This is a genomic window from Variovorax sp. 10N432 (assembly GCF_056394465.1).
On sequence record NZ_JBFTHX010000015.1, the window covers coordinates 49,148 to 73,043 of the forward strand.

General features: G+C 69.3%; 23 protein-coding genes and 1 tRNA gene. 9 read left to right on the plus strand and 15 right to left on the minus strand.

The genetic code is table 11. The annotated features are described in order from the left end of the window. Window positions 1–25: 25 nt before the first annotated feature. From AC1DF3_RS18595 to glxR, 5 genes are all read left to right on the plus strand, one after another. Window positions 26–1,057 (plus strand): LacI family DNA-binding transcriptional regulator, encoded by a 1,032-nt coding sequence (locus AC1DF3_RS18595; RefSeq protein ID WP_478140423.1) that lies wholly within the window; start codon window positions 26–28, stop codon window positions 1,055–1,057. Between the two features lie 97 nt (window positions 1,058–1,154). After that, window positions 1,155–2,114: a Bug family tripartite tricarboxylate transporter substrate binding protein gene (locus tag AC1DF3_RS18600; protein WP_286534725.1), complete on the plus strand. Its 960-nt coding sequence runs from the start codon at window positions 1,155–1,157 to the stop codon at window positions 2,112–2,114. A 10-nt stretch (window positions 2,115–2,124) separates the two neighbouring features. Further along, window positions 2,125–3,456 carry a glucarate dehydratase gene (gene gudD / locus AC1DF3_RS18605; protein ID WP_286534724.1) on the plus strand — a complete coding sequence of 444 codons (1,332 nt, stop codon included), beginning with the start codon at window positions 2,125–2,127 and terminating at the stop codon, window positions 3,454–3,456. A 74-nt stretch (window positions 3,457–3,530) separates the two neighbouring features. After that, window positions 3,531–4,319: an HpcH/HpaI aldolase family protein gene (locus AC1DF3_RS18610; protein ID WP_286534723.1), complete on the plus strand. Its 789-nt coding sequence runs from the start codon at window positions 3,531–3,533 to the stop codon at window positions 4,317–4,319. 13 nt (window positions 4,320–4,332) lie between these two features. Further along, entirely contained in the window at window positions 4,333–5,211 is an 879-nt protein-coding gene (gene glxR / locus AC1DF3_RS18615) for a 2-hydroxy-3-oxopropionate reductase (RefSeq protein ID WP_286534722.1), read from the plus strand. Here glxR and AC1DF3_RS18620 read toward each other — a convergent pair whose 3' ends face one another. From AC1DF3_RS18620 to AC1DF3_RS18650, 7 genes are all read right to left on the minus strand, one after another. Then, entirely contained in the window at window positions 5,212–6,546 is a 1,335-nt protein-coding gene (locus AC1DF3_RS18620) for a tetratricopeptide repeat protein (RefSeq protein ID WP_478140424.1), read from the minus strand. A 13-nt stretch (window positions 6,547–6,559) separates the two neighbouring features. Further along, window positions 6,560–7,966 carry an amidase gene (locus AC1DF3_RS18625; RefSeq protein ID WP_301807237.1) on the minus strand — a complete coding sequence of 469 codons (1,407 nt, stop codon included), beginning with the start codon at window positions 7,964–7,966 and terminating at the stop codon, window positions 6,560–6,562. Further along, window positions 7,963–9,456, minus strand: a complete 1,494-nt coding sequence (locus AC1DF3_RS18630) for an ABC transporter substrate-binding protein (protein ID WP_286534719.1) — start codon at window positions 9,454–9,456, stop codon at window positions 7,963–7,965. Before AC1DF3_RS18630 ends, AC1DF3_RS18625 begins: the two co-directional genes overlap by 4 nt. Before the next feature lie 91 nt (window positions 9,457–9,547). Beyond that, the gene (locus AC1DF3_RS18635) at window positions 9,548–10,378 is read right to left on the minus strand and encodes an ATP-binding cassette domain-containing protein (protein WP_478140425.1); all 831 of its coding nucleotides are present in this window, start codon (window positions 10,376–10,378) and stop codon (window positions 9,548–9,550) included. After that, window positions 10,375–11,364, minus strand: coding sequence for an ABC transporter ATP-binding protein (locus AC1DF3_RS18640; RefSeq protein WP_286534717.1), 990 nt, complete (start codon window positions 11,362–11,364; stop codon window positions 10,375–10,377). Before AC1DF3_RS18640 ends, AC1DF3_RS18635 begins: the two co-directional genes overlap by 4 nt. A gap of 7 nt (window positions 11,365–11,371) precedes the next feature. Then, complete coding sequence (locus AC1DF3_RS18645; protein ID WP_301807249.1) at window positions 11,372–12,253, minus strand: ABC transporter permease; 882 nt, start codon at window positions 12,251–12,253, stop codon at window positions 11,372–11,374. A gap of 82 nt (window positions 12,254–12,335) precedes the next feature. Further along, window positions 12,336–13,286, minus strand: a complete 951-nt coding sequence (locus tag AC1DF3_RS18650) for an ABC transporter permease (RefSeq protein WP_286534715.1) — start codon at window positions 13,284–13,286, stop codon at window positions 12,336–12,338. A gap of 63 nt (window positions 13,287–13,349) precedes the next feature. Here AC1DF3_RS18650 and AC1DF3_RS18655 point away from each other — a divergent pair, with 63 nt between their 5' ends. After that, window positions 13,350–13,643: a YfhL family 4Fe-4S dicluster ferredoxin gene (locus AC1DF3_RS18655; RefSeq protein WP_286534714.1), complete on the plus strand. Its 294-nt coding sequence runs from the start codon at window positions 13,350–13,352 to the stop codon at window positions 13,641–13,643. On the opposite strand, the gene AC1DF3_RS18660 is transcribed toward AC1DF3_RS18655, so the two are convergent. The 8 genes from AC1DF3_RS18660 to AC1DF3_RS18695 all read right to left on the minus strand — a co-directional run bounded on the left by AC1DF3_RS18660 (window position 13,640) and on the right by AC1DF3_RS18695 (window position 19,907). Further along, window positions 13,640–14,077 (minus strand): hypothetical protein, encoded by a 438-nt coding sequence (locus AC1DF3_RS18660; protein ID WP_478140426.1) that lies wholly within the window; start codon window positions 14,075–14,077, stop codon window positions 13,640–13,642. The two genes, AC1DF3_RS18655 and AC1DF3_RS18660, sit on opposite strands and share 4 nt — an antisense overlap. Window positions 14,078–14,116: 39 nt before the next feature. Beyond that, the gene (gene pth, locus AC1DF3_RS18665) at window positions 14,117–14,749 is read right to left on the minus strand and encodes an aminoacyl-tRNA hydrolase (protein ID WP_478140427.1); all 633 of its coding nucleotides are present in this window, start codon (window positions 14,747–14,749) and stop codon (window positions 14,117–14,119) included. A gap of 79 nt (window positions 14,750–14,828) precedes the next feature. Next, a complete protein-coding gene (locus AC1DF3_RS18670) occupies window positions 14,829–15,488 on the minus strand; it encodes a 50S ribosomal protein L25/general stress protein Ctc (RefSeq protein ID WP_286534711.1) in 660 nt (219 codons plus the stop codon). Window positions 15,489–15,573: 85 nt separating this feature from the next. Continuing rightward, window positions 15,574–16,548, minus strand: coding sequence for a ribose-phosphate pyrophosphokinase (locus AC1DF3_RS18675; RefSeq protein WP_286506086.1), 975 nt, complete (start codon window positions 16,546–16,548; stop codon window positions 15,574–15,576). A gap of 65 nt (window positions 16,549–16,613) precedes the next feature. After that, window positions 16,614–16,690, minus strand: a tRNA-Gln gene (locus AC1DF3_RS18680). A 72-nt stretch (window positions 16,691–16,762) separates the two neighbouring features. Continuing rightward, window positions 16,763–17,629, minus strand: coding sequence for a 4-(cytidine 5'-diphospho)-2-C-methyl-D-erythritol kinase (gene ispE, locus AC1DF3_RS18685; protein WP_478140428.1), 867 nt, complete (start codon window positions 17,627–17,629; stop codon window positions 16,763–16,765). Next, complete coding sequence (locus AC1DF3_RS18690) at window positions 17,626–18,105, minus strand: lipoprotein insertase outer membrane protein LolB (protein ID WP_478140429.1); 480 nt, start codon at window positions 18,103–18,105, stop codon at window positions 17,626–17,628. Before AC1DF3_RS18690 ends, ispE begins: the two co-directional genes overlap by 4 nt. A gap of 11 nt (window positions 18,106–18,116) precedes the next feature. Next, the gene (locus AC1DF3_RS18695; protein WP_478140430.1) at window positions 18,117–19,907 is read right to left on the minus strand and encodes a tetratricopeptide repeat protein; all 1,791 of its coding nucleotides are present in this window, start codon (window positions 19,905–19,907) and stop codon (window positions 18,117–18,119) included. 83 nt (window positions 19,908–19,990) lie between these two features. On the opposite strand from AC1DF3_RS18695, the gene mutM reads away from it, so the two are divergent. The 3 genes from mutM to mutY all read left to right on the plus strand — a co-directional run bounded on the left by mutM (window position 19,991) and on the right by mutY (window position 23,891). Next, a complete protein-coding gene (mutM, locus tag AC1DF3_RS18700; protein ID WP_478140431.1) occupies window positions 19,991–20,806 on the plus strand; it encodes a bifunctional DNA-formamidopyrimidine glycosylase/DNA-(apurinic or apyrimidinic site) lyase in 816 nt (271 codons plus the stop codon). A 72-nt stretch (window positions 20,807–20,878) separates the two neighbouring features. Further along, window positions 20,879–22,837 carry a dynamin family protein gene (locus AC1DF3_RS18705; protein WP_286534705.1) on the plus strand — a complete coding sequence of 653 codons (1,959 nt, stop codon included), beginning with the start codon at window positions 20,879–20,881 and terminating at the stop codon, window positions 22,835–22,837. Window positions 22,838–22,856: 19 nt separating this feature from the next. Next, window positions 22,857–23,891, plus strand: a complete 1,035-nt coding sequence (gene mutY, locus AC1DF3_RS18710) for an A/G-specific adenine glycosylase (RefSeq protein WP_478140432.1) — start codon at window positions 22,857–22,859, stop codon at window positions 23,889–23,891. The last annotated feature ends 5 nt before the right edge of the window (window positions 23,892–23,896 follow it).

The window sequence follows — 23,896 nt, forward strand, 5'->3', positions numbered from 1 at the left end:
CTACCGCGGGCCTAGAATCCGGGCCATGAGCAATGAGGAGCCTCCGGTTCGACGGGCCCGCCGCGGCAGCGGCGCGGTCACGCTGCACGATGTCGCCAAGCTGGCCGGCGTCGCGCCGATCACGGCTTCGCGCGCGCTGAGCAGTCCCCGGCAGGTGTCGGCCGAGGTGCTGCAGAAGGTCACCGCGGCAGTCGAGCGCACCGGCTACGTGCGCAACGTTCTGGCCGGCGGGCTGGCGTCCACCCGCAGCCGGCTGGTGGCGGCGGTGGTGCCGACCATCGCCGGCCCGGTGTTCCTGCAGACGGTCCAGGCGCTGACCCAGGCGCTGGCCGAGCGCGGCTACCAGTTGATGCTGGGCCAGAGCGGCTACGTCGATTCGCGCGAGGACGCGCTGCTCGAGGCCATCATCGGCCGCCGACCCGACGGCATCGTGCTGACCGGCATCATGCATTCGACCGAGGGCCGCAAGCGCCTGCTGGCGGCCGGCATCCCGGTGGTCGAGACCTGGGACCTGACGCCGACGCCGCTCGACATGCTGGTCGGCTTCTCGCATCCCGCGGTCGGCCGCGCGGTGGCCGAGTTCCTCCATGTCCGCGGCCGGCGCCGGCTGGCGGCGATCGCCGGCGACGACGAGCGCGCGTTCCGCCGGCTGCAGGCCTTCCAGGACACCGCGCGGGCCATCGGCCTGCCCGAGGTGGCCGTGGTGCGCGTGCCGGCCCCGACCACCCTCAAGAGCGGCCGCGCGGCGCTGGCGGAGCTGCTGCGCGACGCGCCGGGCATCGACGCCGTGTTCTGCAGCTCGGACCTGCTCGCGCTCGGCGTCATGACCGAGGCGCAGGCGCGCGGCATCGCGGTGCCCGGGCAACTGGCGGTGGTCGGCTTCGGCGACCTCGAGTTCGCCGCCGATCTCCACCCGGCCCTGACCACGGTGCGGATCGACGGCACAGCCATCGGCCGGCAGGCGGCGCAGTTCATCGTCGAGCGGGCCGAAGGCGGCCAGCGCGGCCCGCGGGTGGTGGACATCGGCTTCTCGATCATCGAGCGGGAGAGCGCCTGATCGGTACAAACCCCTAGTGGGTGTTTCGGATAGGTAGCGCTATCATTCGGCATCTGAAGGTAGCGCTACCATTTCCATTCATCCGCAGGAGACAGACATGAAACGATTGCTCGGCACCCTCGCGCTCGGCCTCGCGGCCCTCGGCGCCCAGGCCCAGGACTGGCCCCAGAAACCCGTGACGCTGGTGGTCCCGTTCCCGGCCGGCGGATCGACCGACATGGTGGCGCGTGCCATCTCGCCCCGGCTCGGCGAGAAGCTGGGCCAGTCCTTCCTGGTCGACAACAAGGCCGGGGCCACCGGCACCATCGGCGCCACCTTCGTGAAGCGGGCTACGCCCGACGGCGCCACCTTCCTCGTGACCTCCCTGGGCCCGCTGGTGATCGCGCCGCACCTGATCAAGGGCATGCAGTACGACGCCCTGAAGGATTTCGACCCGATCACGGTGGCGGTGCAGGCGCCCAACGTGCTGGTGGTCCCCGCCAAGTCGCCGTTCAAGACGGTGGCCGAGGTGATCGCCAACCTGAAGGCGCATCCCGGCAAGATGACCTTCGCGTCGTCGGGCAACGGCTCCAGCGACCATCTCACGGCCGAACTGTTCTGGCAGCAGACCGGCACCCAGGGCCTCCATGTCCCCTACAAGGGCGGCGCGCCGGCGATCACCGACCTGCTCGGCGGCCAGGTCGATGCCTCGTTCCAGAACGTCAACGCGGTGGTGCAGAACATCAACGCCGGCAAGCTGCGGGCGCTCGCGGTCACCGGCGACAAGCGTTCGCCGGTACTGCCCGACGTGCCGACCACGGCCGAGGCCGGCGTCAAGAACCTCGAGGTGTATTCGTGGCAGGCGATCGTCGCGCCCAAGGGCCTGCCGCCGGCGCTGCGCAGCAAGGCGCATGATGCGATGACCGCGGCGCTGAACGACCCCGCCGTGAAGCAGCAGTTCACCGCCATCGGCCTGGAGGTGGTCGCCAACACGCCCGAGCAGTTCGCCAAGTTCCAGCAGCAGGAGTCCGCCCGCTGGAAGAAAGTGATCGAGACAGGCAAGATCACTATCGACTGAGAGACCCGCCATGTCCCACTCCACTCCCCTCGTCACCGATTTGCGCGTGATCCCGGTCGCCGGCCGCGACAGCATGCTGCTCAACCTGAGCGGCGCCCACGGCCCCTTCTTCACCCGCAACCTGCTGATCCTGAGCGACAACGCCGGCCGCACCGGCGTCGGTGAAGTCCCTGGCGGCGAGAAGATCCGCCAGACCCTCGAGGACGCCCGCGACCTGGTGGTTGGCCAGTCGATCGGCAACGCCCAGCGCGTGATGCAGCAGGTGCAAAAGCAGTTCGCCGACCGCGATGCCGGCGGCCGCGGCCTGCAGACCTTCGACCTGCGCACCACGATCCATGCCGTGACCGCGATCGAGTCGGCGCTGCTCGACCTGCTGGGCCAGCACCTGGGCGTGCCGGTCGCGGCGCTGCTCGGCGAAGGGCAGCAGCGCGACGCGGTCGAGATGCTGGGCTACCTGTTCTATGTCGGCGACCGCGACAAGAGCGACCTGCCCTACGCCCGCGAGCCCGAGGCCGACAACGACTGGTTCCGCCTGCGCCACGAGAAGGCCATGACGCCCGAGGCCATCGTGCGGCTGGCCGAGGCGGCGCGCGACAAGTACGGCTTCAACGACTTCAAGCTCAAGGGCGGCGTGCTGCGCGGCGACGAGGAGGTCGATGCCATCGTCGCGCTGCACGAGCGCTTCCCCGAAGCGCGCGTGACGCTCGACCCGAACGGCGGCTGGCTGCTCAAGGATGCGATCCGCCTGGGCCAGCGGATGCGCGGCGTGGTCGCCTATGCCGAAGACCCCTGCGGCGCCGAGGAAGGCTTCTCGGGCCGCGAGGTGATGGCCGAGTTCCGGCGCGCCACCGGCCTGCCGACCGCCACCAACATGATCGCCACCGACTGGCGCCAGATGAGCCACGCCCTGGCGCTGCAGTCGGTGGACATCCCGCTGGCCGACCCGCATTTCTGGACCATGGCCGGGTCGGTGCGCGTGGCCCAGACCTGCCGCGACTGGGGCCTGACCTGGGGCTCGCATTCGAACAACCACTTCGATGTCTCGCTGGCGATGTTCACCCAGGTCGGCGCCGCCGCGCCGGGCCGTGTCACGGCGATCGATACGCATTGGATCTGGCAGGACGGCCAGCGCCTCACCAAAGACCCGCTGCAGATCGTCGGCGGCCACGTGCAGGTGCCGAAGAAGCCGGGCCTGGGCGTCGAGCTCGACATGGTCGAGGTCGAGAAGGCGCACCAGTTGTACAAGCAGCACGGCCTGGGCTCGCGCGACGATGCGATGGCGATGCAGGCGCTCATTCCCGGCTGGAAATTCGATCCCAAGCGGCCGGCCTTCGATCGTTGAAGACTTTGCGGGACAGACCAAGAAACTGCGCAGCAGTTTTTGCTCTGTCCTCAACTGACTAGAAGGAGCTGTTCATGAGAGAAAACCGCCTGCGCACACTATGGAAATCGGGAGGCGCCGCAGTCAACGGCTGGCTCGCGATCCCCAACGGCTTCTCGGCCGAGACCATGGCCCACCAGGGCTGGGATTCGCTGACCATCGACCTGCAGCACGGCGTGGTCGACTACCAGTCGATGATCCCGATGCTGCAGGCGATCTCCACCACCGACACGGTGCCGGTGGTGCGCGTGCCCTGGCTCGACCCGAGCGCGCTCATGAAGACGCTCGATGCCGGCGCCTACGGCGTCATCTGCCCGATGATCAGCACCGCCGACGAGGCCGCCAGGCTGGTCGCCTACACCCACTACGCGCCGCGCGGCACGCGCAGCTTCGGCCCGGTGCGCGCGCTGCTCTACAGCGGCGCCGACTACGCCCAGCATGCCAACGACACCATCGTCACCTTCGCGATGATCGAGACCGCGCAGGCGCTGGAGAACCTCGACGCCATCATGTCGGTCGAGGGCCTGGACGCGGTCTACATCGGGCCCTCGGACCTCTCGCTGGCGCTCGGCTGCCGGCCGGTGTTCGACGACGTCGATCCGCCGGCGGCGCAGGCGATCGACCACATCCTCGAGCGCGCCAAGGCGCACGGCCTGGTGGCCGGCATCCACAACGGCACGCCCGAGGGCGCACTGGCGCGCATCGCCAAGGGCTTCCAGTTCGTCACCGTGAGCTCGGATGCGCGCCTGATGGCCGCCGGCTCGCAGCAAGTGCTTTCCAAGATGCGCGCCGCACCGGCCGCGCCCGGCTCCTCCACCTACTGAAAGGGAACATCACATGAAGATCGGATTCATCGGCCTCGGCATCATGGGCGCGCCGATGGCGCAGAACCTCATGAAGGCCGGCCACGAGATGGTCGTGCGCACGCGCAGCAAGGTGCCCGACGCCCTGCAGGGCGCCACCGTCTGCAAGACCAACGCCGAGGTCGCGCGCGCGGCCGAGGTCGTGATCCTGATGCTGCCCGACACGCCGGACGTCGAGCAGGTGCTGTTCGGCGAGGACGGCGTGGCCTCGGGCCTCTCCAAGGGCAAGACCGTGATCGACATGAGCTCGATCGCGCCGATGGAGACCAAGCGCTTCGCCAAGAAGATCAATGAACTCGGCTGCGACTACCTCGACGCGCCGGTGTCGGGCGGCGAAGTCGGCGCCAAGGCGGGCAGCCTGACGATCATGGTGGGCGGCGACGAGGCCGTGTTCGAGCGCGCCCGGCCGCTGTTCGAGGCCATGGGCAAGAACATCACGCTGGTCGGCGGCAACGGCGACGGCCAGACCACCAAGGTCGCGAACCAGATCATCGTGGCGCTCAACATCGCGGCGGTCGGCGAGGCGCTGCTGTTCGCGAGCAAGGCCGGCGCCGACCCGGCCAAGGTGCGGCAGGCACTGATGGGCGGCTTCGCGGCCAGCCGCATCCTCGAGGTGCACGGCGAGCGGATGATCAAGCGCACCTTCAATCCGGGCTTCCGCATCGCGCTGCACCAGAAGGACCTGAGCCTGGCGCTCGCCGGTGCCAAGGAGATGGACGTGTCGCTGCCCCAGACCGCTTCGGCGGCGCAGCTGATGCAGTCCTGCGCCGCCCATGGCTGGGACCAGCTCGACCATTCGGCGCTGGTCAAGGCGCTGGAGCAGATGGCCGCGCACGAGGTGGCGGCGGGCTGATCAGCCGAACGCGGGCAGGCCCAGCCGTGCGCAGACCGCGGCGGCCTGCTTTCTCAAGCGCAGCGACTCCGGCTGGCGGTTGACCTGCTGCTGCAGGATGCCTTGGGCGCCGGCCAGCGAAGCCTCGGTGCCGAGGCGCACCAGCGCATCGAGGTACACCTGCTCGAACAGGTCGCGCTGGGCATGGCTGCCGCCGATCTCGACCAGCCGCGGCAGGGCCAGCCCCAGGCCATCGATCGCCGCCGCGAAGTCGCCGCGGGCGTGGGCGCGCAGCCCGTGCGCCGCCGGCACGCAGACCCGCTGCCAAGCATCGCGGCTCGAAGGCGGCGCATGCGGTGCGAAGGATTCGATGTTGCGCAGCAGCAGGTCGGCCTCGTCCCGGCCCGCACGTGCCAGGCCGTAGAGGTATTGCAGGTCCAGGAAGGGCAGCACGTGGTCGTCGAGGCGCTGCGCGAGGTGGTTGGCCAGGTCCTGCCAGCGATCTTCGACCGGAATGCCCGCAAGCTCGAAGCGCGCCAGCAACGACACGGCGCCGATCTGGTCCTGCGAGTAGTCCTTGACCACGCCCCAGACCTCCCGGTCGTAGACCTCGAGCGCCTCGGCGTCACGGCCGAGGTCGATCAGGAACAGCGCCACGTGCCACCAGTTGTGCGTGACCATGAAGGAGTTGAGCCCGACCCAGGTGTCGCTGAGCGCGCGCATCACGGCCAGCCCTTCGGCCAGGCGCCCCTCGGTCAGCATCACGTGGCCGAGCGCGTGGTGTGCCCACGGCTCCTTGCGACGCATCATGATCGCGCGGCGCGCGCTGGCCTCGGCCTCGCGCATCAGGTGGCATTGCTCGTAGCCGAAGGCGGCCATTCCGTGCAGGTACGCGACGTCGCCGGCCGCCGGCAGCGCGGCCAGCGCGAGCCGCAGCATGCCGGGGCAGTCGCCGCTGTTGAAGCAGTGGTACTGGCCGAGCTTGAGCGAGGCCAGGTCGCGCGGATGCTCCAGTGCCTGCTCCTGGTGCAGTGCGATCGCGCGCGCGATGTCGCCCGCGGCCCAGGCGGCGACCGCGTCGATGTAGCGCTGCTCGCGCGGCGTGGCGCGCGACGCGCCGGCCTGGGCGCGCTCGAGGAAGGGCCGCGCGTTGGCCACTGCATCCTTCGATTCGGCGAACAGGTGCAGGGTGGCGCAGTAGGCCTGCACCAGCGGGCTCGGGTCATGAGCGGCGGCCAGCGTGTCGACCGCCCGGGCCTCGCAGGCGATGAAGCCCTCGACGAAGGCATTGACCGCCGGCAGGCTCGCCGCGTCCTCCAGCGTGACCGGATTGCCGAGGCTGTCGGTGCTGCGCATGGCGTCGCGCCGCTCAGTCGCGCGGCGGTTCGGGCCAGGGCCGCTGCGGGTCGCGGATCTGCTCGAAGGCGCGCGAGACCTTCAGCACGCCCAGGTCGTCGAAACGCCTGCCGGCGATCTGCAATCCGATCGGCAGTCCGCCGCTGCTGTAGCCGCAGTTGATCGAGGCCGCCGGCTGCTCCGACATGTTGAACGGCACCGTGAAGCCGATGTGCTCCAGCGGGCGCAGCGGATCGTTGGTGGGCGACGGCGCCTCGGCCGCGGCCGGCAGGTTGGGTGCGGTCGGCGAGATCACGTAGTCGTAGCCTGCGCAGGCCGCCACCGCGGCGACGCGGGTCGCGTGGAACTGGCTGAAAGCCCTGAATACGTGCTCGCCGCTGAAGCCCTCGGCGCTGTCGGCCCACTGCCGGATATAGGGCAGCACCTTGGCACGCTGGTCGGGGCGCAGTGCGTTCATGTCGACCCGCGAGCGCATGCGCCACAGGTGGTCCATGCCGTCGAGCATGGTCTGCGTCATGAAGGGCTGCATCGGCTCGACGATCGCGCCCGCGCGTTCGAAAAGCCGTGCCGCATGCTCGACCGCGGCGCGGATCTCGGGCTCCACCGCCAGGCCGCAGCCGGCGTCGAGCAGCAGGCCGATGCGCAGGCCGCGCAGGTGTTCGACCCCGACGTCGAAGCCGGACCAGTCGATCGCCTCCGGCGGCAGGCTCATGCTGTCGCGCGCGTCGGCCAGCGACAGCGGCGCCATCATCAGCGCCGCGTCGGCCACCGTGCGCGTCATGGGACCGGCGGCGCGCCCCATGTAGGGCGGGTCGATCGGGATCCGGCCCAGGCTGGGCTTGAGCGTGAAGATGCCGCACCAGGCGGCCGGCAGGCGCAGCGAGCCGCCGATGTCGGTGCCGATGTGCAGCGGACCGTAGCCCGCGGCCGCCGCGGCGCCGGCGCCGGCGCTCGATCCGCCCGGCGTGCGCGACAGGTCCCAGGGATTGCGCGCCAGCACATGGAAGCTCGACAGGCCGGAGGACAGCATGCCGTAGTCGGGCATGGTGGTCTTCGCCAGGATCACCGCGCCGGCTTCCTTGAGCCGGGCCGCGGGCGGCGCGTCGACCGCCGCCGGCCGCAGGTCGGTGGCCGCGGTGCCGGCCGGCATCGGGTCGCCGCGGGTCGCGATGTTCTCCTTGATCGTGGTCGGGACGCCGTCGAGCGGGCCCAGCGGCTCGCCGCGGGTCCAGCGCGCCTCGGCCGCGCGGGCCTGTTCCAGCGCGGCCTCGGGGCGCAGCAGCCAGGTGGCCTGCAGCCGCGGCTCCCAGCGCCCGACGTGGTCCAGCACCGACTGCGTCACCTCGACCGGAGAGAGGCGCTTGGCGCGGTAGCCGGCGATCAGTTCGCGCGCCGACAGGTCATGCAGCGCGCCCGTCACGACCAGGACAGCGCCGACAGGTCGTTGACGAAGATCGGCATGTCCTTCCACAGCCCCCGCACGCTCTTCTTCGCGACGGTCGGCCATACGGGCTGGAACAGGAAGCCGTTGGCCGCATCGTTGGCCAGCAGGCGCTGGGCGTCGCCGAGCAGCTTGTTGCGCTCGGCCGCATTGCCGGTGGTCTTGATCTTGTCGAACAGCGTGTTGAAGTCCTTCGACTGGTAGCCCCAGTAGTAGTCGGCCTTGGCATAGTTGCCGAGGTCGAAGGGCTCGACGTGCGAGACGATGCTGAGGTCGAAGTCGTGGCCGCCGCCGTAGGTGCCGCTGAGCCACTGGGCCCACTCGACGTTCTGCACTTTCACGTTGATGCCGATCTTGGCCAGCTGGGCCACGATCATCTCGCCGCCCTGGCGCGCATACGGCGGCGGCGGCAAGGTCATCGTGAGTTCGAGCGGCGTCTTCACGCCGGCCTCGGCCAGCAGCGCCTTGGCCTTCTCGATGTTGAAGGGGTTCACGCCGGTGGTGTCGACATAGCCCGCGGCGCCCGGCACGTAGTGGCTGCCGATCGGCACGCCGAAGCCGTCGACTGCGCCCTCGATCAAGGCCTTGCGGTCGATCGCCATCAGGATCGCGCGCCGCACGCGGACATCGTCCAGCGGCTTGCGCTTGTTGTTGATCGCCAGGATGGTCTTGGCCCGCGAACCGCTCAGGATGACCTGGAACTGCGGGTTGTTCTTGAACTGCGGCACGACGCGCGTGCCGATGCGCGGGAAGGCGTCGACGTCGCCGGCCAGCAGCGAGGCGGCCTGGGCTGCGGGGTCGGCAATGAAGCGGAAGCTGACCTTGTTGAGCTTGGCTGCGCCCGGGTTGCGGAAGCCGTCCCATTTGGAGAGCACCAGCGAGCTGCCCTTGTTCCAGCTGTCGAGCTTGTAGGGGCCGGTGCCGACCGGCTTGGTGGCGTTGGTGTCGGCGCTCTTGGGCTCGACGATGACGGCGGTCGCCTGGCCCAGCACGAAGGGCAGGTCGGGGTCGATTTCCTTGTTGATGATCACCACCGTGTGGTCGTCGACCACCTGGGTGCTGATGTTGGCGAAGGTGCGCTTGTCCTTGTTGGTGCTCTTCTCGCCGCCGGCGCGGTCGAACGAGAACTTGACCGCCTGCGCATTGAAGGGCTCGCCATTCTGGAACTTGACGCCGCGGCGCAGCTTGAAGGTGTAGGTGCGCAGGTCGGGCGAGACCTCCCAGCTCTCGGCCAGCAGCGGCGTGACGCTGCCGTCGGAGTTGATCTTGGTCAGCGTCTCGAGGATGTTGTAAAGAACGATCTCGCCGATCGCCGAGGCGGCGCCGGCGGTCGGGTCCAGGCCCGGCGGCTCGAGCGCCATGCCGATCACCATCGCGTCCTTTCGGCCCTGCGCCAGTGCGGCCTGCGGCAGCGCGAGCGGCACGGTGGCGAGTGCGGCGGTGGTCAGGAGGGTACGGCGATTCAGCATGGTTCAGGGCTCCAGGGAAAGGCGGATGGGAAATACAGTGTTACATCATCGCGAACCGGCGCCCGACCCGCAAGCATTTGCTCATGCGCGATCATGCAGAAGCCAGCGGCTCGGCGCGCGGCACGGCGTCCAGCAGGGCCCGGGTATAGGGATGCTGCGCGTGCGCGAAGAGCTGCCGCGGCGCGCCGCGCTCGACCACGATGCCGCGATGCAGCACGCAGACCTCGTCGCACAGGTGGTTGACCACCGCCAGGTCGTGGCTGATCAGCAGGTAGCTGATGCCGAACTGCTGCTGCAGGTCCTGCATCAGATTGAGCACCTGGGCCTGCACCGAGACGTCGAGCGCGCTCACCGGCTCGTCGGCCACGATCAGCTTCGGCCGCGTGATCAGGGCCCGCGCGATGGCGATCCGCTGGCGCTGGCCGCCCGAGAACTCGTGCGGGTACTTGTGCAGGTCGGTGCTGCGCAGGCCGACGGCGGCCAGCGATTCGCCGGCCCGTTCGCGCTGCTCGGCCCGGCTGGTCTCGGCCAGCGCCTCGAGTGGCTCGGCGACGATCCGCGCGACCGTCTGGCGCGGATCGAGCGAGCCATAAGGGTCCTGGAACACCATCTGCACATCGCGGCGGGCGGCGCGCAACTCGTCTTTCGGCAAGGCGTGCAGGTCGCGTCCCAGCAGCTTGACGTGACCGGAAGTCGGCCGGTCGAGCGCCATCACGAGCCGCGCGATGGTCGACTTGCCCGAGCCCGATTCGCCGACGATGCCCAGGCTCTGGCCCGGCCGGACGCTGAAACTCACGCCGTTGAGCGCCTTCACCATCGGCGCCGGGCCGAACAGCCGCTCGCGCGGCAGCGTGTAGTGGCGCACCAGGTCCGTGACTTCGAGCAGCGCGGCCGACTTCGGGTCCGGATCGAACTGCGTCATGCGGCGGCTCCCGCAACGGCCGCGATCTCGTCGAGCCGTATGCAGCGCACCCGGTGGTCGCGCGGCAGCGAGACCGCCGGCGGGCGCGTGGCCTCGCAGGCGTCGACCGTGTAGCGGCAGCGGCCCGCGAACGGACAGCCCGGCGGCAGGTCGACCAGTTCCGGCACGCTGCCGCGGATGGTCGCGAGCTTGAGGCCGCGCGGCGCGCCGAGCGCCGGGCGGGCCGCGAACAGGCCTTGCGTGTACGGATGCGCCCGCTCGGCGAAGACCGCCGCGGTCGGCCCGCTCTCGACCACGCTGCCGCCATACATCACGAGCATCTTCGAGACGCTCTCGGCGATCACGCCGAGGTCGTGCGAGATCAGGATCAAGGCCATCCCGCGCTCCGCGACCAGGCCGCGGATCAGCTCGAGGATCTGCTTCTGGATCGTGACGTCGAGCGCGGTGGTCGGCTCGTCGGCGATCAGCAGGTCGGGCCCGCAGGCCAGCGCCATCGCAATGCCGATGCGCTGGCGCTGGCCGCCCGAGAACTGGTGCGGATAGGCGTCGAGGCGCGAGGCCGCATCGGGGATGCCGACGCGCTCGAGCAGCGCCAGCGCCTCCTTGCGCGCGTCGGCGGCCGAGAGGCCGCGGTGCAACCGCAGCGGCTCGCCGACCTGGCGGGCGATCGTGTGGACCGGGTTCAGCGCGGTCATCGGCTCCTGGAAGATCATGCCGATGCGATCGCCGCGCAGCTTGCACATCTCGCGCTCGGGCAGGCCGACCAGTTCGCATCCCTCGAAGCGGATGCTCCCGCTGACCTTGGCGCTGGCCGGCAGCAGGCCCATCAGCGATTGCACCGTGATCGACTTGCCGCAGCCGGATTCGCCGACGATGCCCATCGTCTCGCCGCGCTCCAGCGTGAAGCCGATGCCGCGCACCGCCTCGGCCGGGCCGCGCTGCGTCTGCAGCTGCACATGAAGGTCGTTGACTTCGAGAAGAGGCATGGGAGCTTCAGCGGGCGCGCGCAAGGCGGGGATCGAGCAGGTCCCGCAGGCCGTCGCCCAGCAGGTTGAGGCCAAGCACCGCCAGCGCGATCGCCATGCCGGGGAACACGGCCAGCAGGGGGGCCTGGAACATCATGGTCTGGGCCTCGCTCAGCATGCGGCCCCACGAAGGCTGCGGCGGTTGTGTGCCCAGGCCGAGGTAGGACAGCGCCGCCTCGGCCAGGATCGCGACCGCGAAGCGGATCGTGATCTGCACGATCAGCACCGCCGAGATGTTGGGCAGCACGTGCTGCATCGTGATGGCGAACGCGCCCTTGCCGCAGGCGCGCGCGGCCGCCACGTACTCGCGCGACCAGATCGCGTTGGCCGAGGCCCGCGTGATGCGCGCGAAGGTCGGGATGTTGTAGATGCCGATGGCGACGATCGCGTTGACGATGCCGGCGCCGAACACCGCGGTCATCATGATCGCCGACAGGATCGCCGGGAAGGCCATCGTGAAGTCGGTCAGGCGCATGATCGCTTCCTCGACCCAGCCGCGGCGAGCGGCGGCGAGCAGGCCGAGCGCGGTGCCCACGGTGAGGCCGATGCCGACGGCGATCACGCCGACCAGGATCGAGGCGCGGGCGCCCACCAGCAGCAGCGAGGCGACATCGCGGCCGAAGGTGTCGGTGCCGAGCCAGTGCGCCCAGCTCGGCTTCTGCAGCTTGCTCGCGAGGTCCATCTCGTAGGGCGACCACGGGGTCCACACCAGCGACACGGCGGCCGCCGCAACCAGCAGCAGGCTGAGCACTGCGCCGATCGTGAAGCTGCGGTGCCGCAGCGCGCGGCGCCAGAAGCCGGGGACCTTGAAGGCGGCCGCGCTGGGCACCGCAGCGGGTACTGCGCTCATGCGTGCCCCCGCGCTCGGCACTTCGTGTCCTCGCTGCCCCCCGAGGGGGCGCGAGCTTGCTTGGGGCGGCCCGGCGCTGCGCTCATATGTCGGAAGCCTTGATGCGCGGGTCGATCACGGCATACAGCACGTCGACCACGAAATTGACGATGACCACCATCGCGGCCAGCAGCATCACGCAGTTGCGCACCACGATCAGGTCGCGGTTGCTGATGGCCTGGAAGATCAGCCGGCCCAGGCCGGGCAGGTAGAACACGTTCTCGACCACGATGGTGCCGGCCAGCAGCTCGGAGAACTGCATGCCCATGACCGTGACCACCGGGATCATGGCGTTGCGCAGCACGTGGCCCCAGAGCACCGCCCGCTGCGACACGCCCTTGGCGCGGGCGGTGCGCACGAAGTCCTCGCGCATCACCTCCAGCACCGCCGAGCGCGTGATGCGCGCCAGGATCGCGGCCTGCACCACGGCCAGCGACAGGGCCGGCAGCAGCAGCGACTTGAGCCCTGACAGGATGCCTTCGCCCCAACCCTCGAAGCCGCCGGCCGAGAACCACTGCAGCTGGACCGAGAACACCAGGATCAGCAGGATCGCGAACCAGAAATTCGGGATCGCGATGCCGACCTGCGTGAGGCCCATCAGCCCGACGTCGCCGAGCTTGTTGTGGCGGGCCGCCGCCGTCACGCCGACCGCCAGCGCCAGCACGGTGGTGAAGGCCATCGCCAGCAGCGCCAGCGGCACGGTCAGGGCGAGCCGCTCGAGGATCAGGTCGAGGACCGGCGAGCTGTAGGCGTAGCTGTCGCCGAGCTGGCCGGTGAGCAGGCCGCCGATCCAGTGCCAGTAGCGGCTCCAGGCCGGCTGGTCGAGCCCCAGCTTGGCGGCCAGCGCGGCCACCGCCTCGGGTGAGGCGTCCGGGCCCATGAGCATCTGGGCGGCATTGCCGGGCAGGATCTCGAGCACCAGAAAAACGATGACCGAGGCGCCGATCAGGGTGGCGATCAGGGTCAGGAAACGCTTGAACAGGAACAGACTCATAGGGCGGGGCGCAGCATAACCCGACACGCAACGTCCGTGCCCGAGAGCATCGATAATCGGGCCATGGCCTTGATGATCACCGACGAATGCATCAACTGCGACGTCTGCGAGCCGGAGTGCCCCAACGACGCGATCTACATGGGCGAGGAGATCTACGAGATCGACCCGCACAAGTGCACCGAATGCGTGGGCCACTTCGACGAACCGCAGTGCGTGCAGGTGTGCCCGGTCGCGTGCATCCCGACCAATCCCGCGCATGTCGAGACGCGCGAGACGCTGTGGCAGAAGTTCGAGCGGCTGGCGGCCGAGAAAGCGGCCAGGGCCGCGGCGCAGCCCGGGCCGGTCCCGGCGCCCTAGTCTTTCGCAGGGCGCTTTTTCTTGGGCGCTGCCGAGGGATCCCGCGGGCTCAGGTACTGCGGGTCCTTGCGCGGCTTGCCCTTCTTCTTCGAAACATCACGGGGTTCCGGCGCGGCCGCCCGGGCGCGTGGCGCGTTGTCGATCAGGATCGCCTGCCCGGGGCCCTGCGCGGCTTCGAGCCGCAGGCGATCGCGCTCCATGCGCTGGGCCTCGGCGCGGGCTTCGCGCGTCGCCTGGTCGGCTTCGCGTTTTCGCGCCGGGCCCGGCGCCTCGTCGAGCGGCAGGGCCCGGCCGGTGTCGCAGGGCTGATCGGTGTAGCTGTTGCCGCAGCGCCAGATGCCGCTGGCGCCCTGTGCCGTGGCGGCCCAGTGCAGGCAGGCGCCGGCCAGCAGCAGGCTGCCGCGGGTGGCGATTCGTGCTTGTGACAGACTCATTTTTTGTTGTCTCCCTTTCCTTCTTCTCGCTTGCTTCCGCTAGCCCGCGGCGGGTGTACTCCCGTCGCCGGGCTCGCGCCGCGGTGGTTTGGGGCGCGGCGGCTTGCTCGTGTGGATGAGCAGGGTCGCCTTGTCCATCTCGCCGGCCACCAGGGCCGGAAAAGCGTGCAGCGAGCGCACAATTGCATCCTCGATCGCCTCGCGTTGTTCCTTCAGCGGCTTCTTGAGCACCCAGTTCACGACCTCGGACTTGACGCCCGGATGGCCGATGCCGAGCCGCAGCCGCCAGTAGTCGCCGGTGCCGAGTTGCGCGTGGATGTCGCGCAGGCCGTTGTGGCCGGCGTGGCTGCCGCCGAACTTGAGCTTGGCCTGCCCCGGCACCACGTCGAGCTCGTCGTGCGCGACCAGGATCTCGCTGGGCTCGATCTTGAAAAAGCGCGCCAGCGCGGCGGTCGACTTGCCCGAAAGGTTCATGAAGGTCTGCGGCTCGAGCAGCCAGAGCGGCTTGCCGCCGACCTGGGTGCGCGCCACCAGCCCGTGGTAGCTGCGCTCGGGCGCGAGCGTGAGCTTGAGGTCGCGGGCCAGCGCGTCGATCCACCAGAAGCCCGCGTTGTGGCGCGTGGCCTCGTATTCAGGGCCCGGATTTCCGAGGCCTACAAACAGCTTGATCATGAGGACGGATTGTGACTTGGCGCGCCAACGAAAACGGCCCGCACTGGGCGGGCCGTTCAGGCGCGATCGCGAGGCAGAATTACTTCTTCTTCGCGGGTGCCTTGGCGTCGGCCTTGGCGGCCGGTGCGGCAGCACCTTCGGCCGGAGCGCCTTCGGCGCCGGCTGCAGGCTCTTCGGCGACCAGCGGCGGCACGGCCGAGACCACGACCGGGTTGATCTTGCCGTGGCTCACGAACTTCACGCCCTTGGGCAGCTTGATGTCGTTGACGTGCACGGTGGCGTTCTTGGTCAGGCCCGACAGGTCGACTTCGATGAACTCGGGCAGGTCGGCCGGCAGGCAGCTGACTTCGAGTTCGTTCATCACGTGGTTCACGAGGTTGTGGTCGAGCTTGACGGCGGTCGACTCTTCTTCACCCTTGAAGTGCAGCGGCACCTTGACCGTCATGCGGGTGCGGGCATCGACGCGCTGGAAGTCGACGTGCTGCACGAGCTGGCGGAACGGGTGGTATTGCACGTCGCGCAGCAGCACCTTGGTGGTGGCGCCGGCGAGCTCCATCTCGAGGATCGACGAGTGGAAGGCTTCCTTCTTGAGGGCGTGCCACAGCGCGTTGTGATCGATCTCGATCAGTTGCGGCTGGCCTTCGCCACCGTAGACGATACCGGGCGTCTTGCCCGTGATGCGGAGACGGCGGCTCGCACCCGTGCCCTGCTTGGCGCGCTCAAAAGCGACGAATTTCATGGATAACTCCTGTGGAAGCCGACCGCGACCAGTGCGGCTCCGGTTTTCAAAATGGGCTTCCGCTGCGGGAAGCCCGGCTCTTTGCTCAGAACAGGTTTTCCTGGTCCGAGAACAAACTCATCACCGACTCGCCCTTGGCGATGCGCTGGATCGTTTCGGCGATCAGCGGCGCCACGGACAGTTGGCGGATCTTGGTGCAGCCGACGGCGGCGTCGGACAGCGGGATCGTGTTGGTCACGACCACTTCGTCGAGCGCCGAGCCCTGGGCGATGCGCTCGATGGCGGGGCCCGAGAAGATCGGGTGCGTGCAATACGCATAGACCTTCTTGGCGCCGCGTTCCTTCAGGACTTCGGCCGCCTTCACCAGCGTGCCGGCGGTGTCGATCATGTCGTCCATGATCACGCAGTTGCGGCCGTCGATCTCGCCGATCACGTGCATGACTTCGCTCACGTTGGCGCGCGGGCGGCGCTTGTCGATGATCGCGAGGTCGCAATTGAGCTGCTTGGCCAGCGCCCGGGCACGCACCACGCCGCCGACGTCGGGCGAGACCACGATCAGGTCTTCGTAGTTCTTCTGGCGCAGGTCGCCCAGCAGCACCGGCGAGGCATAGATGTTGTCGACCGGAATGTCGAAGAAGCCCTGGATCTGGTCGGCGTGCAGGTCCATGGTGAGCACCCTGGCCACGCCCACGGTCTCGAGCAGGTTGGCCACCACCTTGGCCGAGATCGGCACCCGGCTGGAGCGCGGACGGCGGTCCTGGCGCGCATAGCCGAAATAGGGGATCACGGCACTGATGCGCTCGGCCGATGCGCGCTTGAGCGCGTCGACCATGATGAGCAGTTCCATCAGGTTTTCGTTGGTCGGGGCGCAGGTCGACTGGACCACGAACACGTCGCGGGCGCGGACGTTCTGGTTGATCTCGACGGTGACTTCGCCGTCGGAGAAGCGCCCGACCCGCGCGGCGCCGAGCGACGTGCCCAGGTTGTGCGAGATCTCGGCGGCAAGGCCCGGATTGGCGTTGCCGGTGAAAACCATGAAGTCAGGGTGTTGAGCCTGCATGAGTGCGTCCCGGCAATGCGAATTGGCTCTTTCGGGAGAGCCGCCAAAATTCTCGTGAGTGAATTTGGCAGGGGAGAAAGGATTCGAACCTTTGCATGCTGGAATCAAAATCCAGTGCCTTAACCAGCTTGGCGACTCCCCTACACGGGTCGACGACCAATGTCGCCAACCGATATATGTCGCATCAGATCGCGTGAGCGACCTGATTATCTTCTCAGACCGCCCAACCCACGAGGGGGTGAACGGCCAGGTTGCTGCATTTGCGAACCTGCCAGCCCTCGGGGGCCTCGGCCAGTTCCGCGTCATGCGGCATCGCTGCAAACACCGAACTTCCCGAACCGGTCATCCGCGCTTCGAGTCCTTGGTGGCCGAGCCATTCGATGGCTTCGGTGACCGCGGGACAAAGCCGCTGGGCAACTGGCTGCAGGTCGTTTCTGCCAAAGCCCCATCTTTTTTCGATCTGGCCCTGACGCGATTCGCTATGTGCAGCAAAGCCCGAGATTATAGCAGTAGGAGTTGCGCGTTGCAGATCCTCTGCTGAAAAAATCTGTAGCGTATCGAGTCCCTCGGGCGGTTTCACGACCGCGAAGCAGCCCGGCGGGAGCTCGACGGGCGTGATTATCTCGCCGATTCCCTCGACCCAGGCGTTGCGTCCGCGCAGGAAGAAAGGAACGTCGGCGCCCAGTGCGAGGCCGATGCGCTCGAGCGTCGCGAGCGGCAGGTCCAGCCCCCAGAGACGATTGAGGGCCAGCAGGCAGGTGGCCGCGTCGGAGGAGCCGCCGCCCATGCCGGCCTGGGCCGGCACCTGCTTGGCGACCCCGATGTGGGCCCCCAGCGGCGTTCGCGCCTCGGCTTGCAAGGCCCTGGCCGCGCGCACGACCAGGTCGTCGGCCGGCAGCGGGGTGGTCAGGTCCTCGCGGGTGATCACTCCATCGGCGCGCCGCTCGACATGCAGCGTGTCGCACCAGTCGATCAGCATGAAGACCGACTGCAGCAGGTGGTAGCCGTCGGCGCGCCGGCCCGTGATGTGCAGGAAGAGATTGAGCTTGGCCGGTGCCGGCAGGTCGTAGAGCGCCTTCATGCGCGTTCGAAGACGATCCGCAGGTCGGCCCGGGGCCTCGGTGATTCGCGCGTCGCCTGCAGGCGGCCCGCAGCCACTTGCGACAGATCCGGCCGCCAGCCGGGCACCTGCTCGTCGCGGCCGGCCAGCCAGGCGAACAGGGCGCCGACCGGGATCGCGGCGCCGGTGGCGGCCTCGATCAGCGCATCGACCGAATCGTAGCGGCGGGTTTCGCTGCCGTTCCTGAGCACGGCCTCGCCGGGTGCCCAGTGGAGCTGGGCCAGGGTGCTGCCGATCGGGCTCGTGAGGATCAGGTCGCCGGCCCGCGGCGCACCGCGCAGTTCGAACAGCGCCGAGAAGCTCTGGCTGGCGTCGCCCTCGAGGCGCAGCGACAGGCGCCCGCTCCATGCCTCGCTGGTGGCGCCGGGTCCGGGCGCGCCGCCCGGACTCGCACAGCCCGCCAGCACAAGCAGGCCGGCGCCGCCGGCCAGCAGCAACCCACGCCGGTTCAAAGCTTCACGTGCAGGCGCTTGAGCGTTTCCTGCAGCGTCTCGTTGTCCGCATCCGCGAGCGACGCTTCCTTCCAGATGCTCACCGCGCGATCGCGCTGGCCGGCGGCCCACAGCACCTCGCCCAGGTGGGCGCCGATCTCGGGATCGGGCCGGCGCTTGTAGGCATCTTCGAGGATGCGCATCGCCTCGGTCGTGTTGCCGAGCCGGTACTCGACCCAGCCCAGGCTGTCGGCGATGAACGGGTCTTCGGGCGCCAGCTGCACGGCCTTCTGGATCAGCGTGCGCGCCTCTTCGAGCCGCACCTTGCGATCGGCCAGTGAATAGCCGAGCGCGTTGTAGGCGTTCTGGTTGTCCGGCTTGAGTTCGATCACCCGGCGCAGCAGGCGCTCCATCTCGTCGAGGCGATTGAGCTTCTCGGCCACCATGGCCTGGTCGTAGATCAGGTCGACGTCGTTCGGTGCCGCGGCGCTGGCCTGGGCCAGCATGTCGAAAGCGGCCTGGTATTGCTTGGCGTCGCGCAGCAGCTGAACTTCGGTGAGGAACTTCTGCTTCTTTTCGTCGGCGGTGCGTTCGGGCAGGCTGCGCACCAGTTCGCGGGCCTGCGGCAGCTTGCCCTGGCGGGCCAGCAGCGCGGCGCGGCGCGCCTGGGCGCCGACCAGGTCGTCGGTGCTGTCGATGCGGGCCAGCCAGCCGTCGGCAGCGGTGAAATCCTTGCGCCGCTCGGCCAGCTGCGCCATCAGCAGGTAGGCCTGGGTCAGGCCGCGCTCGCGCCCTTCCGGGTCGCGAATGTCGGGCGCGAGCGAGATGAAGCGGTTGAGCGAGGTTTCGGCCGCCTTGTCCTGGCGCGCCTGGGTCTGCAGGCTGCCGAGCAGCAGCCAGGGTTCGGGCAGATCGGGGCGGGCCGCGGTGAGGGCGGCGAGTTCGCTCGAGGCCTCGGCATAGCGGCGGCCCTCGACCAGGGCGCGGGCGTAGCCGACGCGCATTTCGGGCAGGACCTTGGGGCCGGCGAGGTAGCGCTTGACGATCGGTTCGGCCAGCGGTTGGCTCGGATCCATGATCTCGAGCGCCAGCATGGCCGGGCCTTCGGAGGCTGGATCCAGCTGCTGGCCCTTGATGGCCGCATCGAGCGCGCCGGAGGTGTCGCCGGCGGCCAGCCGCAGCCGGCCGACGGTGGCCCAGGCGGCGCCCGCGGTGGCGGGGTTCGCCAGTTCGTCGGCCAGCGCCTGCTCGACCACCGAGGCGGCGAGTTTCTTGTCGGTGGCCCGCGAATAGTTGCGGGCGATCACGGCGAAAAGGAAGGGACGCTCGATCTGCGGCGTGGCGGCGATCTCGGCCCGCAGCGGCTCGACCGTATCGGCGATGCGGTTCAGCGCGATCAGGATCTGCAGCTCGACGCGGCGCGCCTCGCGCGACTCGGGCAGGCTGTCCTTCCAGGCCCGGGCGGCTTCCAGGGCCGAGTCACCGGAGCGCGACTGCAGTGCGATCTCGACCGCGCGCTGGAACAGCTTGCCGTCGCGGGCGCGGCGGGCGGCGTCGAGCACCAGCCCGTAGGCGGCGCCGGGGTCGGAGCGGGCGCTGAGCTCGCCCAGCAGCACTTCGTAGAACAGGTCGGCGGTCATCGCCGAGGGCTGGGCGGGGGCGCTGGACTTGGCGGATTCCGGCGTTGCCGCAGCTCGTGCCGGATCGACGAGAGGGGCGGGGGGCGGGGTCTGGCCTTGCGCCGCAAGCGCGATCAGGGCCAGGAAAGCGGCCGCCGCAAGGCGGGATCGGCGGAGCGTGAAGGTCATCGCAGCCATAATAATCCAAGGCTTTTGCGCCATGGGACGTGGGGTCTCAACGCCGGCGTTTTTTCGTGTCAGCCTGCCCGCCCATGCCAGAACTCCCCGAAGTCGAAGTCACCCGCCGCGGATTCGCGGATCGCATCGCGGGCGCCCGGATCGAGGCGGTGCGGGTCGGCAAGCCGCTGCGCTGGGCGCTGGCGGTCGAGCCTGGCGACCTGGTGGGGCGCAGCGTGCTCGGCGTGCGCCGGCGCGGCAAGTACCTGCTGGTCGACCTCGACGCCGGCCTGCTGCTGATGCACCTGGGCATGTCGGGCAGCCTGCGCTTCGACACCGCCTTGCCGGCGCCCGGCACCCATGATCACTTCGACCTCGTCACCAGCCGCGGCACCTTGCGGCTCAACGACCCGCGCCGCTTCGGCGCCGTGGTCTACGTCGAGGACGAGGCTTCGCCGCTGGCGCGCAAGCTGCTCGGCGGACTCGGCATGGAGCCGTTGGGCGACGGCTTCGACTTCGCGGCCTTCCATGCCGGCCTGCGCCGTCGCCGGGCCCCGATCAAGCAGGTGCTGCTGGCCGGCGACGTGGTGGTGGGCGTGGGCAACATCTACGCCTCGGAAGCCCTCTTCCTGGCCGGCATCCGGCCGACCTTGTCGGCCGCGCGCATCAGCCGGCCGAGGGCGTTGCGCCTGCATGCGGCGGTGCGCGACATCCTGGCGCGAGCGGTCGAGCGCGGCGGCAGTACGCTGCGCGATTTCTCCAATGTCGACGGCCAGAGCGGTTATTTCCAGCTCGAGGCCACGGTCTACGGGCGCAAGGGCGAGCCGTGTCGGGTCTGCGCGACACCGGTGCGGATGATGCGCCAGGGCCAGCGGGCCACGTATTTCTGCCCAGTGTGCCAAAAGCACTGAATCCCAACGGCGAATGACGCGGTACGCAGCCTGCGATGCTATATTTTGTAAGTCGCCCTTACAAACCCTGCTTTGACCGATTCCTTCAATCAGCAATTCGACAAGCACGGCGCTTGGCGGCGCAATTTCGCGCACCGCCTCAAGTGGCTGTCCCGCTGGCTGAACGAAAACGACCTGCTGAACCAGAGCGTCGCCGAGCGGCTGCGCGACCTGGAGTCGCAGTTGCGCACCAGCAAGGTCATGGTCGCTTTCGTGGCCGAGTTCTCGCGCGGCAAGTCCGAGCTGATCAACGCCATCTTCTTCGCCGGCTACGGGCGCCGGATCATGCCGGCCAGCGCCGGCCGCACGACCATGTGCCCGACCGAGCTGGGCTACGACCCGGCGCTGCAGCCGAGCCTGCGCCTGCTGCCGATCGAAACCCGGCTCGAGGCCCATTCGCTCGCCCATTGGCGCGACGAGCCCGAGCGCTGGACCGAGATCGCGATCGACGTCGAGAACGCCGAACTGCTGTCGCAGGCGATGGGCAAGGTCGCCGAGGTGCGCTGGGTGCCGCTCGAGGAAGCGCGCGCGCTCGGCTTCTGGAGCGACGACGTACCCGACGACAACCCGGTGCCCGATGCCGATGGCCGGGTCGAGATCCCGCGCTGGCGCCACGCGGTGCTGAACATGCCGCACCCGCTGCTGGAGCAGGGCCTGGTGATCCTCGACACGCCCGGACTGAACGCGATCGGCGCCGAGCCCGAACTGACGGTGAGCCTGATTCCACAGGCCCATGCGGTGGTCTTCATCCTCGGTGCCGACACCGGCGTGACCCGCTCCGACCTGGCCATCTGGCGCCAGCACCTGGTCACCGAGGGTGACCTGAGCGAAACCCGCATCGTGGTGCTGAACAAGATCGACACGATGTGGGACATCCTGAGCACGCCGGCCCAGATCGATGCCCAGATCCAGCGCCAGCGCAAGGGCGCGGCCGAACTGCTGGGCGTGCCGCTGACGCAGGTGCTGCCGGTGTCGGCGCAGAAGGGGCTGCAGGCCAAGATCCGCCGCGACGTGCCGCTGCTGCAGGCGAGCCGGCTGCCGGCGCTCGAGGCCGTGCTCGGCGAAGGCCTGCTGGGCAAGCGCGAGACCATGCTGCGGCTTGCCGTCGACGCCGGCATCGTCGCGCTCAGGACCGAGGCGGCGCGCATCCTCAACGTGCGCCAGCGCGACCTGTCCGAGCAGGCGCTGGAGCTGCAGGGCCTGCGCGGCAAGAACGGATCGGTGATCCGCCACATGCGCAGCCGCATCGAGGCCGAGCAGACCGAGTTCGAAGGCAGCAACACCCGCATCCTGGCGCTGCGCTCGGTGCAGGGCAAGCTGCTGCGCGAGGTCTATGCGGTGCTCGGCAGCACCGCGCTCAAGGCCGACATGGGCCGCCTGTCGGCCGCGCTGAAGCGCCGCGGCATCAAGTTCAGCGTGCGCAAGGTGTATGGCGAGACCTTCGAGTCGCTGCGCAACAACCTGCGCGAAGTGCAGGCGACCAGCGCCGAGATCCAGTCGATGCTGCACGCCACCTTCCGGCAGCTCAACGCCGAACACGGCTTCACGCTGCAGGCGCCGCCCGAGCCTGACCTGTCGGGCTTCGAGCAGCAGCTCGACCAGATCGAGCGCAGTCATATCCACTACCTGGGCGTGGGCAACATGCTCAAGCTGGCGCAGCCCGACTTCTGCGACAAGCTGGTGCGTGCGCTGGCGAGCCGGCTGCGGGTGGTCAACGAGGCGGCCATGACCGAGGTGGAGCGTTGGAGCAAAGGCGCCGGCGCCCAGCTCGACGCCCAGCTCAAGGAACGGCGCCGCAATTTCACCAAGCGCATCGAGGCCGTGGAGCGCATCCAGGGCGCGGCGGGCAATCTCGACGAGCGCCTGGCCGAGCTGTCGGCGCAGGAAGCCAACCTGGGCGAGCTGCACCGGCGGCTGGCCGAACTCACCACCCTGCTCGCGAGCAACGAAGCGCCGCACGCCCCCGCGGCGCGGACCGAACTTGTCGCCTGAAGATCCGCAGGGAAGAGTCGTGGACTTTGCCGGGCGGATCGTCGCCTGGCAGGCCAGCCACGGCCGCAGCGAACTGCCGTGGCAGAACACCAGTGACCCCTATCGCGTCTGGCTGTCCGAGGTGATGCTGCAGCAGACCCAGGTGAGCACCGTGCTCGGCTACTTCGCGCGCTTTCTCGACCGGTTTCCGAACGTGGCCGCGCTCGCCGCGGGCACCGAGGACGAGGTGTTCGGACTCTGGAGCGGGCTCGGCTACTACAGCCGCGCGCGCAACATGCACCGCTGCGCGCAGGAGGTAGTCTCGCGCTTCGGCGGCGAATTCCCGCGCAACGCGGCCGAGTTGCAGAGCCTGCCGGGCATCGGCCGCTCCACCGCCGCGGCCATCGCGGCCTTTTGCTTCGGCGAGCGGGTTGCGATCCTCGACGGCAATGTCAAGCGGGTGCTCACGCGGCTGCTGGCCTTCGACGGCGACCTGTCGTCGGCTGCCCAGGAGCGACTGCTGTGGAACGAGGCCACCGGGCTGCTGCCGCCGGCCGAGGATCGAAAGGCCATCGCCCGCTACACCCAGGGGCTGATGGACCTGGGCGCCACCGTCTGCCTGCCGCGCAAGCCGAGCTGCATGATCTGCCCGGTGAGCGACCTGTGCGCGGCGCGCAAGCAGGGTGCGCCCGAGCGCTACCCGGTCAAGACCCGCAAGCTGCGGCGCAGCGCGCAGTCGCTCTGGATGCTGCTGGCGCACGACGCCGATGGGCGCGTGTGGCTGGAAAAGCGGCCCCCGCGCGGGATCTGGGCCGGCCTCTACAGCCTGCCGGTGTTCGACAGCCGCGAGGCGCTGTTGGAGACGCTGGGTGCCCGGGACCGCGCCGGCGCCCGCGACGAACCGGCCTTCGTGCATGTGCTGACTCACAAGGACCTGCATCTGCATCCGGTCGCCGTCGAGAGCCGCGGCGTGCGGCCGCTGGCGGACACGGGCGGCTGGTTCGCGGGCGCCGAGTGGCGCGGCCTGGGGCTTCCGGCGCCGGTGCGCAAGCTGCTGGGCAGCGAGCCCGGCTGAGGCTG